The 12,464-nt window shown below is 47.9% G+C and carries 11 protein-coding genes; 9 read left to right on the top strand and 2 right to left on the bottom strand.

Features of this window, described 5'->3' with window-relative positions; genetic code table 11:
- Window positions 1-5: 5 nt before the first annotated feature.
- The 3 genes from OP864_RS06925 to ytxJ all read left to right on the top strand — a co-directional run bounded on the left by OP864_RS06925 (window position 6) and on the right by ytxJ (window position 3,622).
- Complete coding sequence (locus tag OP864_RS06925) at window positions 6-818, top strand: hypothetical protein (protein ID WP_270100516.1); 813 nt, start codon at window positions 6-8, stop codon at window positions 816-818.
- 573 nt (window positions 819-1,391) lie between these two features.
- Window positions 1,392-3,224: a UbiD family decarboxylase gene (locus tag OP864_RS06920; protein ID WP_349294436.1), complete on the top strand. Its 1,833-nt coding sequence runs from the start codon at window positions 1,392-1,394 to the stop codon at window positions 3,222-3,224.
- A gap of 5 nt (window positions 3,225-3,229) precedes the next feature.
- A complete protein-coding gene (gene ytxJ / locus OP864_RS06915; RefSeq protein WP_270100514.1) occupies window positions 3,230-3,622 on the top strand; it encodes a bacillithiol system redox-active protein YtxJ in 393 nt (130 codons plus the stop codon).
- 198 nt (window positions 3,623-3,820) lie between these two features.
- On the opposite strand, the gene OP864_RS06910 is transcribed toward ytxJ, so the two are convergent.
- Together OP864_RS06910 and nadA are read right to left on the bottom strand one after the other, a co-directional pair.
- Complete coding sequence (locus OP864_RS06910; RefSeq protein WP_002659120.1) at window positions 3,821-4,057, bottom strand: hypothetical protein; 237 nt, start codon at window positions 4,055-4,057, stop codon at window positions 3,821-3,823.
- 17 nt (window positions 4,058-4,074) lie between these two features.
- Window positions 4,075-5,082 (bottom strand): quinolinate synthase NadA, encoded by a 1,008-nt coding sequence (gene nadA, locus OP864_RS06905; protein WP_002659122.1) that lies wholly within the window; start codon window positions 5,080-5,082, stop codon window positions 4,075-4,077.
- Window positions 5,083-5,508: 426 nt separating this feature from the next.
- Between nadA and OP864_RS06900 the strand changes: the two genes are divergently transcribed.
- From OP864_RS06900 to OP864_RS06875, 6 genes are all read left to right on the top strand, one after another.
- On the top strand, window positions 5,509-6,087 hold the full coding sequence (locus OP864_RS06900; protein ID WP_270100512.1) for an RNA polymerase sigma factor: 579 nt from the start codon (window positions 5,509-5,511) through the stop codon (window positions 6,085-6,087).
- A 5-nt stretch (window positions 6,088-6,092) separates the two neighbouring features.
- Complete coding sequence (locus OP864_RS06895; RefSeq protein WP_002659125.1) at window positions 6,093-6,284, top strand: hypothetical protein; 192 nt, start codon at window positions 6,093-6,095, stop codon at window positions 6,282-6,284.
- 77 nt (window positions 6,285-6,361) lie between these two features.
- Complete coding sequence (locus OP864_RS06890; protein ID WP_270100511.1) at window positions 6,362-7,204, top strand: mechanosensitive ion channel family protein; 843 nt, start codon at window positions 6,362-6,364, stop codon at window positions 7,202-7,204.
- A gap of 15 nt (window positions 7,205-7,219) precedes the next feature.
- Window positions 7,220-8,401, top strand: a complete 1,182-nt coding sequence (locus OP864_RS06885; RefSeq protein WP_270100510.1) for a hypothetical protein — start codon at window positions 7,220-7,222, stop codon at window positions 8,399-8,401.
- 188 nt (window positions 8,402-8,589) lie between these two features.
- Window positions 8,590-11,091, top strand: a complete 2,502-nt coding sequence (locus tag OP864_RS06880) for an OmpA family protein (RefSeq protein ID WP_270100509.1) — start codon at window positions 8,590-8,592, stop codon at window positions 11,089-11,091.
- A 427-nt stretch (window positions 11,092-11,518) separates the two neighbouring features.
- On the top strand, window positions 11,519-12,226 hold the full coding sequence (locus OP864_RS06875) for a ValS family protein (protein WP_270100508.1): 708 nt from the start codon (window positions 11,519-11,521) through the stop codon (window positions 12,224-12,226).
- The last annotated feature ends 238 nt before the right edge of the window (window positions 12,227-12,464 follow it).

Genomic DNA, 12,464 nt, shown 5'->3' with positions numbered 1-12,464 from the left:
GGACTATGAAAATCAATTTGCTGAGCGCTGCACTCTTTGTTTTTGGCGCCTCTCTGCTCCTGAGCTCTTGCTTCAAAAGAGATAATGCCGACTGGACCTTTACGCAGGATAATGCCGTTTCTTCAGAGCTCTTTCAAGATGTCTACAAACAGGTAGATGAAACCGCCCAATCTGATGGTAACCTCAAGAGCTGCGCTAATGTGACGCTCTCCGACACCTTGGGCAACTTCCCCAATACTGTAACAATTGATTATGATTCGGCTTGCTTGGGCAGCGATGGCCGCCTGCGCTCCGGAAGCATTCAGGCCGTATTTACTGGCCGCTGGAGAGATGCAGGAACTACCGTTACTATCGATCTGCAGAATTATAGCGTAAATGATTATGCCATTGAAGCCGATGTAACCGTGACCAATAATGGCCGCAATACCGCCGGCAATATGTCTTATTCTGTAGAGGTGGATAATGGCCAAATTATCGACCCCGATGGCAATACCATTTCTTGGGAAGGAACCACTAGCTACGAATGGACCGAAGGCGAAAGTACTACCTTCTTTAGCGATGGCCTAGCCGGTATCCGCGATGATGTCTATAGCATTACAGGCAACTCTTCTGGCGTAAACCGCAATGGCTCTGCTTATACCTCAGAAATTACCGAGCCCCTAATCCGCCGCCTCAATTGTAAGTGGATTACCGCCGGAGAAATTGAATTGACGCCCAATAATGGCGACCCTAGAGTGATTAACTTTGGTAATGGCGATTGCGATGCCGCTGTCACATTTAGCTTTAATGGCATTAGCTTTAATTTCCTATTGCCTTAATTAAGGACTGAAATCGTACCTATTAACGGCCAGTGCTATAAATTAGTGCTGGCTATTTTTTTGGGGCTGCCCCTTCCGCCGGGTTAAAACCCAGCGCAAAGCGGTATCGCTTTGCGAAGCGATACAAAATGAGGGTTAAAACCCTCATGAATGATCGTCCGGGTCGGGCCATTGCGCAGCTCGCAGGTCTGCTCGGCCCTGCAGCGGCTGCGCCGCTTTGGTCTGCCGCCTTCGGCGGCCCTGCTACAGCCCCTCAGCCGCGGGCCTTCGGCCCTTTTAAAAACGGTATTGCTGCGCAATTATTTATGAATGAGGGCTAAGCCCCTCATGAATTTAACCGCCGAAGAAGAAAGCCAAAAGAAGAAAAACTGTGGAGCGGCCTAGCGATGCGAAAGGGGGCGGCGAAGCCGCAGACCAAGGCCGCAGGCCGCAGGGCCGAGCAGACCTGCGAGCCCTGAAGCGTAGCGCCTGCCGCAGGCAGGAGGCCCCAAAAAAAATAAAGAGAGCTCCCAAAAAAGAAAAAAATCAACCTATTTTTGCCCCGCTTGTTAAAATCAAAAAGCAAGACGAAATATGGCATATAAAAGCATGAAACAGGCCCTCCTGGATTTAGAACAAACAGGGCAGTTGGTTCGGATAAAACAAGAGGTAGACCCTTATTTGGAAATGGCAGAAATCCATTGGCGGGTATTTGATGCTAAGGGGCCGGCTATCCTTTTTGAAAATGTGAAGGGCAGTAAATTCCCCGCTGTATCTAATTTATACGGCACTTTTGAGCGAACCCGTTTCTTGTTTCGCCATACTTTGGCCAAGGTGCAAAAGGTCATTGAGCTGAAAATTGACCCCATGCAGCTCATGAAAAAGCCAGGCCGTTATCTCGGTACGCCCTTTACGGCCCTAACGGGCCTGCCCCGAAAAGCTTGGCGCAAACCCGTAAAATATGGCGAGTGTAAAATCTCGGACCTGCCACAAATTCAGGCTTGGCCCATGGATGGCGGGGCCTTTATTACCCTGCCGCAGGTGTTGAGTATGCCGCCCAAAGACCGCAATGTGATGCACTCTAATTTGGGGATGTACCGCATTCAGCTGTCGGGCAATGACTATAAAATGGATGAGGAAATTGGTTTGCACTACCAAATTCATCGGGGAATTGGGGTGCATCATAGCCAATACAATCAAACAGATGACCCTTTTAAGGTCAGTATTTTTGTGGGGGGACCGCCCTCTCATGCTTTTTCGGCCATTATGCCTTTGCCCGAGGGTTTATCGGAAATGACCTTTGCGGGCCTGCTGAACGGTCGGGCTTTTCGCTACTTTTGGGAGGATGATTATTTACTTTCTGCCGATGCTGATTTTTGCATTACGGGAGAGGTCGTCAAGGGCAAAAAGAAGCCCGAAGGGCCTTTTGGCGATCATCTGGGCTATTATAGCTTGACGCATGATTTTCCCTATATGAAGGTGGACAAGGTTTATCATCGCAAAGATGCCGTTTGGCATTTTACGGCAGTGGGCCGCCCACCAGCAGAGGATTCTAGCTTTGGTTATCTGATTCATGAGCTGGTCAAGGAGCTGACGCCCCAAGAGTTTCCGGGCCTCAAAGACATACATGCCGTAGATGCGGCGGGGGTGCATCCGCTTTTGTTGGCCGTGGGCAGCGAGCGCTATATGCCCTTTAGAGAGCGGCAGCCAGAGGAAATCTTGACCATCGCGAACCGAATTTTGGGCAGTGGGCAAACCTCATTGGCCAAATTTCTCCTCATTGCCGCCGATGGCGATCGGCCACAGCCCTTAGATACGCATGATATGCCCGATTTTTTCCAGCATGTGCTCGAGCGGATCAATTGGGAGCGGGATCTGCATTTTCAGACCAAAACCACCATCGACACCCTAGATTATTCGGGTTCTGGCTGGAACCAAGGTTCAAAAGTCGTTATGGCTTGTTGTGGACCAAAATTGCGGGAGCTTGGGCGCGAATTGCCTAGACATCTGCGTTTGCCGCAAAACTTTAAGTCGCCTCAGCTTGTTTTGCCGGGAGTACTGGCCATTCAAGCTGCCGCTTTTAAGGACCAAAGCAGCGCCAAGGCCGAGCTCGATCAATTGACGACAGAACTGGCGGGTCAAGATTTAGAGCAGTTTCCGCTCATCATTTTGGCCGATGATTCGGCTTTTATGGCCCAAACGCTCAACAACTTTTTGTGGGCCGCTTTTACCCGGACCAACCCCTCGCATGATATTTATGGGGTCAATAGTTTTGTGGAGTTTAAGCATTGGGGCTGTAAGGGACCTTTGATTTTGGATGCCCGCATCAAGCCGCATCATGCGCCAGTACTAGAAATGGATCCAGCCGTCAGTAAAAAGGTGGATCAATTATTTGCAAAAGGGGGCGTTCTCGCTCATATAAAATAAAAGCTATGGGATTTTTTGATCAGTTATTTGGAAAGCAGGAGGGCGAAGAGCAACAAGCGGCCCTGCCTTGGCAGCCTTTGCGCAGCCTAAACGATTTGGAGGCCGCTTTGGCCCAATCGGAAAATGAAAAGATCGTTTTGTTTAAACATAGTACCCGCTGTTCCATCAGCTCGATGGCCAAAAGACGCTTAGAGCGAAGCTGGGATTATGCAGAAGGGCAGGGGCCCAAGATGTACTTTTTGGACCTCATCGCCTACCGAGAAATCTCTAACGCCATTGCCGAAGAATTGGGCGTGATGCACCAATCTCCGCAATTGATTGTGGTCCAAAATGGGCAGGCCCTGATGGATTGCTCTCATTCTGATATTCACTGGGAAGAATTGCAGGCAGTACTTTAGGTTTTGGGGCTGCCCCGGCCTTTGGCCGGGTCGGGCTGTGCGGGGGCTCGCTGCTCGCTTGGCCCATCGCTTTTTTCGCTTTGCTCAAAAAAGCTCGGCCTGGCCTTCGGCCACCCCCTACCATCCCTCAGCCGGGCGGGCTTCGCCCGCCTCTGGACCATAAAAAAGGCCAAACCCTTCTGGGTTTGGCCTTTTGCTTTAGTCGAGTGGACGGGGAGGGATGATTTTCCAGTCATAGTCATCTATTTCTGCATCATCTTGAATATCCTCCTCTTCATAGTAAATTTGTTGCTCTTGAATGAGCAGCCCCAATTTATTCAATTGCATAGCAATTAGGGCTTCTACTTTAGGCTCTAGCTCGGCTAACTGATAGCCTTTTAGGCTTTGCTCTTGCTCTAGAGCGGCTAAAGCTGCTTGGAGGCTAATGTTAGTCATAGCAATTTATTTTTTACTTAAAAGCCAGCCTTAGCCGAAACCTCTAGCATACGATCGATACATTTTCTGCCTTCTACGATCTGTTTTTCTTGCAGATGGATTTCGGGGAGTTCGTGTTTCATGCAGAGATAAAGTTTTTCCATGGTATTGCGCTTCATGTGGGGGCACTCGTTGCAGGCGCAAGTATTATTGGGCGGAGCGGGAATAAAGGTCTTTTCGGGATTGGCCTTTTCCATTTGGTGGATAATGCCCACTTCGGTAGCGACGATAAACTCCTTAGCTGTAGACTCGGCGGTAAAGCGGAGCAAAGAGCTAGTAGAGCCTACATGATCGGCCATATCGAGGAGGTGGGCCTCACATTCGGGATGGGCAATAAGCAGGGCATCGGGATGGCGTTCTTTGAGCTTAACGATCTTTTCTTGAGAGAAAATTTCATGGACCATGCAGGAGCCGTTCCAGAGAATCATGTCGCGGCCCGTTACTTTATTGAGGTAAGCGCCAAGATTTTTATCTGGAGCGAAGATGATAGGTTTATCTTCTGGAATGCTATCAATAATGGCTTTAGCATTGGTAGAAGTACAGCAAACATCGGTTAGCGTTTTGAGGTCTGCGGTACAGTTAATATAGCTCACGACCACATGATCGGGATGTTTTTCCTTAAACTTAGCGAAAATGGGAGCGGGGCAAGAATCGGCTAGAGAGCAACCTGCTTTGAGGTCGGGCAAAAGCACCTTCTTGCTAGGGTTGAGCATTTTGGCGGTTTCGGCCATAAAGTGGACCCCCGCAAAAACGATAATATCGGCATCGGTATTGGCGGCTTGTTGGGCCAAACCGAGGCTATCGCCAATATAATCGGCAATATCTTGGATTTCGCTTTCTTGGTAATAGTGGGCCAAAATAATGGCGTTCTTCTCCTTTTTGAGTTTTTCGATTTCTTGGACGAGGTCCAAAGTGGGATCTACTTCTAGATCTAGAAAACCATTAGCGTTGAGGTTTTCTTGGGCATTTTGCAAGAGTTGGCTCATAATCAGTGTCAATTATATTGAAAAGTGGAAGCCTGAATTCAGGACAAAAAAAGCGATCTACAGGGCCGAAGGCCCGCAGGCCTAGCGATGTGCAGCAGTGGCCGTTAGGCCAGACCCAGCCGCTGAAAGCGGCGCAGGGCCGAGCGAACAGCGAGCTGCGTAACGACAACAAGGCCTTTAGGCCGCAGTTCGACGACCAAAGGGAGTAACCGCCGCAAGGCGAAGCCGCAGCGGAGGCCCCAAAGGGCAAACAAATATAAGCTTATTTTTAGAATTAAACTAAGCTTTGCTTTAGTTCTAAACTAAGTGAGGGCTAAGGGGTTCAAGAAAAGAGGAAAGAATTTAATAATTCTGAAAAAGTTGTATCTTGAAAATAGAAATGAGCGTCAATTTTACTGCAATTGGGCAAAATGAAATCCTTAGACTATGCAAGCAAAAACGAGGGCCGAGCAATCGGCTTTGACCGATGAGGAACTGGTGCAATTGATTGTGCAAGAGGGGCAGAGTGATTTATTTGGGATTTTGTATGATCGTTATGCGCCTTTGGTGTATCGGAAGGCGGTTTCTTTGGTCAAGCGAGAGGCTTTGGCGGAAGATTTGACGCATGATATTATGCTAAAGATCTTTACCAAATTGTCGCAATTTGAAGGGCGGGCCAACTTTTCTTTGTGGGTCAATACGATTTCCTACAACCATTGTATGCAGCATTTTCGGAAGAACAAGCGGAGGAAAGAAGAGGAGGTGCCCGAAGAATTTGATATAATGAGCGAGGATGACATTGAGGCCGAGCAGCAAGAATTATTGGAGGCCAATGTGAAAGAATTGCAACGTTGTCTGGCCAATATCAAAAAGGATTATAGCGTAGTGTTGTCTATGCGCTATTATGCAGAGATGAGCATAAAGCAGATGGCGGAGGCCCTAGAAATGGGCGAAAGTGCTATTAAGATGCGATTGAAAAGGGGCCGAGAGTGGTTGGCCTCCTGTATTTCTCCAGCTAAAAAATAGGAAAGATGAAAGATTTGTTTAAAAATATGCATTTGGACAAGCAGCCGCCCGAGAAGCTCAAAAAGGTGGTCATTTCGGAGCTCGAAACCCTAAAGTTGGTGGGGGAGTTTCTCGATTTATTTGGGCCAACTTTTTTTAAGGCCAATTTTCAGCTCTTGGGAGATTGCAGTGAAAAGCTAGAAAAAAAGAAAAAATAATGTGACTAAGGCCAGGCTTTGGCCTCTATTAGTAGATTGGGCTACTGTTGAACAATAGCCTCAAATTTTTGTTAATCATGGGAGATATTAGTAAGTGGACCGAGTTGTTTTTTGCTTCATTACAAGCCACCACCTCGGCCATTATGTCGGCTTTGCCTGCTTTATTTGGGGCGCTATTTGTTTTTTTGGGCGGGCTCTTTATGGCCAAGTTGCTCAATAAAGGGCTGAGTAAATTGCTCAAAAAGGCTCGTTTTGATCAATTGGCGGAGCGGATTCAGCTTTCTTCTTTTTTAGAGAAGGCCAATATTAAGAAAACGCCAAGCGAGCTAATGGGCAAAATGGCCTATTGGCTAGTGATGTTGTTGGTGATTACCACGGCCTCAGATATTTTGGGCTGGACCGTTATCTCTAAGGAAATTTCTAAGCTAATTAGCTATTTGCCCACTCTCTTCTCGGCCATTGTCCTCTTTGTGATTGGAGGCTTTGCGGCGGGCTTGGTTCGCGATGTAATTAAGGGGGCTACGGCCTCTTTGGGCATTGGTGCAGGCAAGATCATTAGCCAGATCGTGTATTACATGATTTTTATCATTATTAGTCTGACGGCCCTCCAACAGGCCGGGATTGATACCTCTATCATTAGCTCTAATCTCTTTATCATTTTGGGGGCCATTATGGGCTCGGCGGCCATTGCCTACGGTTTTGCCTCCAGAGATGTTTTGGCCAATATTTTGGCGGGCTTTTATGGCAAGCGGCTGTTTGAAGTAGGGCAGGAGGTCGAGGTTAAAGGCATTCGCGGCCAAATCATCGACATTAGTAGCATTGCCATTACCCTACAAACCGAAAATGAAAAAGTGGTGATCCCCAGCCAAAAATTTATTCAAGAAGAAGTAAAAATATATAAACAAGCTAGTAGCGACTAGCCCAAATAACAAACTATGAAGTACTTGTACCCCTTCCTATTCCTTTCTTTTTTTGCTGCGCCTTCTCTTTTTGGGCAGCATAAAGCCGTTAGTTTTGACTATGAAAAGGCGGCCTTTAATAATAACCAACCCCTGCCTGCCGAAACCCATATTTTGCTGCAGGGAAAGGCCCCGCAAGAGGTCAATTATGTAGAAATTGCGGTCTATAATGATAAGGGTAGCGAAAAACGCCTGCCGCTTTATGTGGCGGCCTGGAAACGCCCCTTTGATAAGCTCACCACCGAGTTTAATCTCCCCATTAACTATAAGTTGCGGGGAAGTACGGAATACGATTTTAAAATTAGCTTTTTTCGGCCCATCACGGCCCAAGAACAAAAGGCCCTGCAGAGCCAACTCTACCAACATCTAGATGCCTATTTAGAACAAACTTTTGGCCTGAGCAAGAGCAGCATTCAGCTCAATAGAAGCAATCATCAGGTGATAACCGACCTGAATAAGATTGTCAAAACGGGCCTAAAACACTACCGCAGCGCTACCAATATTCAGTTTGAGGGCTTTTCTGATATTATCAAACAGACGCTCCGCCGAATCGAAAAGGCCAAGTTGTCTAAGGGGAAGTTCCTCTTTTTGGGCAAAACTAAGGATGAGGCCCGTGCTGAATACCGCAAAAAACTGATCGCCGATCTCAAAACCCTTATTCATGGCGAATTGGACCAAATTCTACAGACCAATTTGGCCAAATTGAGCGATAGCCGCTATATCAACGACTATGAAACCGAGAAAACCGACCGCCAATTGTCTATCCAACTCGGCTATGGCGGCACTTATGTCGATGGCGATTTTTCTAATCTTTCAATCGGCAATGCGGCCTTTATTGGCCTAGCTTTTCCCTTGGGCAAGCGCGCTTTTGCCCCCCGAATTCTCAGCAATACGGCCATCACGGTGGGCGCCTATGTCAATAACTTTAAGGACCTAGGCCAAAATGGCAACGACCTCAGCGGCCCTATCTTCAAACGCCCAGTATATCTAGGGCTCAGCCATAAATTGTATCAGTTTATTTACCTCAATGCGGGCGCCACTTTCTTGGAGGAGGCCAATACGGCAGGCCAGATTTCGGGCCTAGGTAGCCGCGTGTATGTGCGTCCAAATTTTGGCATTAGCGTCCAAATTAACCTGACGGCAAAGTTAGAGCGTTAAGTATTTTTTTTGGGGCCTGCGGGCTGCGCCCGCCGCTCCCTTTCGGGGCTCGCAGTTCTGCTCGGCCCTGCGCCGCCTTCGGCGGCTGGGTCTGGCGCTTTGCGCCACCCTTACAGGCAGCTAGGCCTGCGGCGGCTTCGCCGCCTGTCCACCGCAAAACTTCCTCCCTCAACTAAACGCTTCTTCCTATGTCTAGATATTTCCCTTTGCTCACGGCTTTTTTATTCTCTTCGCTCTTTTTACAGGCCCAACAAACCGATTTTCACTGGAAAATTGGCGCTTCTACGGGCTTTAGCCAATATTATGGCGACCTCAACGAGCGCCCCTGGACCTACCAATCTGCTTATGGCAATGCCGAGGAGATGGCCCGCTACTTAAGTTATCAAATTGCCCTAGAAAAACGACTGTCTGCCGCCTGGACCCTCCGCTTTTCGGGCAGTAGCCACCTCATGCAGGCCAATGACCGCTACCAAAACCGAGCAGGCGAGCTGCAAAGCGATGACCCTTACTTTGACCGTGCCCTCAATGCCGAAATGCAGCTCTATAGCGGCCAAGCCGATCTGGTGTATTATACCGATAATGGCCGCATTTTTGGCCCCAATGCTTTTTGTACGCCCTTTTTCTCTTTGGGCCTCGGCTTTAGCCACTTTAGCAGCAAAGCCGATTTGTATTTGGCCAATGGACAGCGCTACCATTATTGGTCCGATGGCCGAATTTATAATTTAGCCGAAAATGACCCTAATGCTCATCTCGCCTTTGAAATAGAGCAGGATGGCATCTTTGAAACCGATCTGCAAGAACTAGAAACAGAGGGCCAAAATTATTCGCCTTGGACCTGGCAGGCCAGTTTGGGCCTAGGGCTCAAGTTTCGCCTGGCCCAACGCCTAAGCCTACAGCTACAAACGCAGTTCTATTATACCTTTAGCGATTATTTGGATGACGTCAGTGGCGATTATCCCGACAACTATAATAGTACGGCCCAAGCCTATGCGGCCAATCCTAGCAACCAACAGGGCCAAAAAAGAGGATCGGATAACCGTAATTTTGATGCCTTTAGCTACAACTCTTTGGGGCTGTATTACAGCTTTGGCTGGAGCAGTAGCGAATTTGATGCCCCCATCATTTTTACCAATGAATTGAGCTTACTCCAAACCAGAGAAGCCGCCCAAGCCGCAGATAGCAGCCAAGCTAGCAGTCAAAAAACGAAGACAGAAAAAGTAGGAGAAACACAGCCAGTAGAGACCTATGCCGCTACTCCCGCAACTAATCACTTGGCCAATCGCTTGGCGCTTTTGGAGGCAGAGCAACAACAACAAGAACTTTTATTGGCCCAAGAACAAGAGGCCCAAAATATAGAAAAGCTTAGAAACGAGCTGCTACGAGAACAAGCCCTATTGCGAGAACAGCTCGAGCATGAGCAGGCCCTAAATGAAATCCGTTGGAGATGGTTGCGGCAGCAAAAAGGGGGGCAAAATATAGAAATTAGGACCATAGACAGTTTGCCTACGCTCATCAAGCGAGATACCATCTATCAAGTAGATACGGTATATCGAGAGCAGCAATTGGTCCAAATAGATACTGTAGTAGAAGCGGGCCAAAGTCGAGTAGATACGGTTTATCAGCAAGAGCAGAAAGTAGAAGTGATCCGAGACACCTTGGTCCAAATAGATACCGTTTATTTGACCAAAACAGAAACCGAAATCATTGAGCGGGATTCTATTATTATCATAGAGCAGCAGCTGCCTCGTTTTGACAGTACGGTCCAGGCTGAGCTTTTGGGGCTCAACAAGCAATTGGAGCTCATCGATATGCAGATGCAGGACAGCAGTCAGCAGTTGTTGGACCTACAAGTAAGTTTGGCCAATTTGGGGTTGGCTATGCGGGCCATCAATGAGGGGGCCAATGACAGTCTTTTGGCTGCTGCCGAGGCCAAGCGTTTGGCGTTAGAGCAAGAACTACAGCAAGCCAGAGACCAGCGAGATACGACCATCATTTATTATGATAACAAGGAAGAGCTACAAGAAAAATTGGCCCAATTGCGCTTAGATTTGAAAAAAATGCGCCGAGATTCTGTGACCCAAGCCGAAGAACAGCGTCTAGTAGTTGTTGATACCGTTTACCGCCAACTAGCCGATTCTGCGGCCCTAATGGACCTAGCTTTGAAAACCAAAGAGTTAGCTGACTTAAAAGCGGCTTTGGAGCAAAAAGAAGCAGAACTGGCGGCTTTGCCTCAACAACAAAATGAGGCAGAACTAGCGGCCTTGCAGGCAGAAAATCGCCGATTGAAGCAAGAACTGCGAGAAATCAAGCAATCTGTAGGCATGCTAGGCGACCTCAATCGGCAGCTAAAAGAGCAGCCGAGGGCCAAGGCGGGGCAATACAACAGCCGAATTTACTTTGCCAATGCTTCTGCGGAGCTTAGTATTCAGGCGCAGCGAAGTTTGGACCTTATTGGCAGCATTATGCAGCAGCAGCCCAACTTAAAGTTGGACATTGCGGGCTATGCCAGCAAAACGGGCAACAGCCAAAAAAATGAGGCCCTATCTGCGGCTAGAGCCGAGGCGGTAAAGCGTTATTTATTGGAGCGGGCTCAGCTAGGGGCCGATCGGATAACGGTAGCGGCCTTTGGGGAGCGGAAATCGGAGGGGAATGCCTTGGAAGACCGCCGAGTAGAGCTTCGGCTCTATTAGTGGTCCAGCTTTGGCGCCCGCAGGGCGCCCACTACCGGCCCTTGGGCCGGTTTTGAGCCGGGCCGAAGGCCCGGCAGCCGGCTGAGCTGCCCGCAGCAGGGCCGCATCGCGGCCGACCCAGGCAGCACAGCTGCCGCAGGGCCGAGCAGAGCTGCGAGCTGCGGAGGGGAGCGACCCGAGCGAAGCGAGGGGCAGCCCCAAAAAAAGAGAAAAAGAACTTAAAATCCGCTTAATTAGAATGAGTCTAAAGACTTAACTTAAGGCAGCTTTAAATTGGCATTTGAACAAATCCTTACCAATTTGTTAAGGTCTAATTTTAACATAATTGCTGCTTTTAGATATATAGAAATTTTATAGATTTGCACAGCATTAAGATGAGTTGCTAATTAAGCGCTTAACTTATAGCGAAGAACAACTTATTAACCTTATGAGATCCCTGTACTTATTATTTATTGCCTTGCTTTGGTCTGCTGCTGCATTTGGGCAGTTAGAGGCGAGCATAGTAGACGAGTTTCGGACGCTTTCGGAGGGCAGTCAGTCTGCTTTTGTGATGACTTTGCCGACGGGGGATAGTAAGTTGGTAAAAAAGGCTTGGGCCAAATACAGCAAGAAAAAGTTTAAGAAAAAGGCCAAGTACGAGAAGGGGGAGGATCGGATGTTTACGGATGATGCGCGGATTAAGGACATGAGCACCAACACCGTTGATTTGTATGTTCGGACCGTGATCGTGGGGGAGGACAGTTTAGAATTTGTGCTTTGGTGTAATTTGGGGGCGGTATATTTATCGGCCAAGGAGTATCCGGATCGGGCCAATTTGGCTAGGGGGTACATGCAAGAATTTGCGAGCCTTATCTTTTTAGATATTTTGAAAGCGAGGGAGAAGGAAGAAAAAGCGGCTTTGAAGCTGCAGGAAAAAGAGGCAAAAAAGCAGGAAAAGGCCATCGCTAAATTGGCCAAGAAGATTGAAAAATACCAAGAGGAGATAGCGAAAATAGAGGCAAAAATAGGAGAAGTAGAGGAAGAAAAGGGAAAAGAGGAGGAGATCCTATTGGAGCAAGAGGAGGCTATAAAGGCTCAAAAAGAGCAGATTAAGCAGAGTCAGCAGGCCATACAGCTGCAGAAAAGAAAGACATAATTCCCTATAATTATATACGACTCAGTTTTCTGAGTGGAAGAAATACTTGAAGAACGAGTATACTACTGAGCTGCTGAAATAATGCAGTAGGATAGAACAGGCCCTCCCTAAGGCCTTGCACAAGGCTGTTTTCTGAAAGGCCCTCCCTAAAGGTCTAGAAAAGAGCTAGTGAATAATAGAAGAAACAAGTTCTTATAGTTGGTTTTTGAGTTTTGGAATTGGTTGATGGGGGTAGCTT

This window comes from Saprospira grandis (assembly GCF_027594745.1).
GTDB classification, from domain to species: domain Bacteria; phylum Bacteroidota; class Bacteroidia; order Chitinophagales; family Saprospiraceae; genus Saprospira; species Saprospira grandis.
This window is presented reverse-complemented; position numbering and strand designations above follow the sequence as displayed.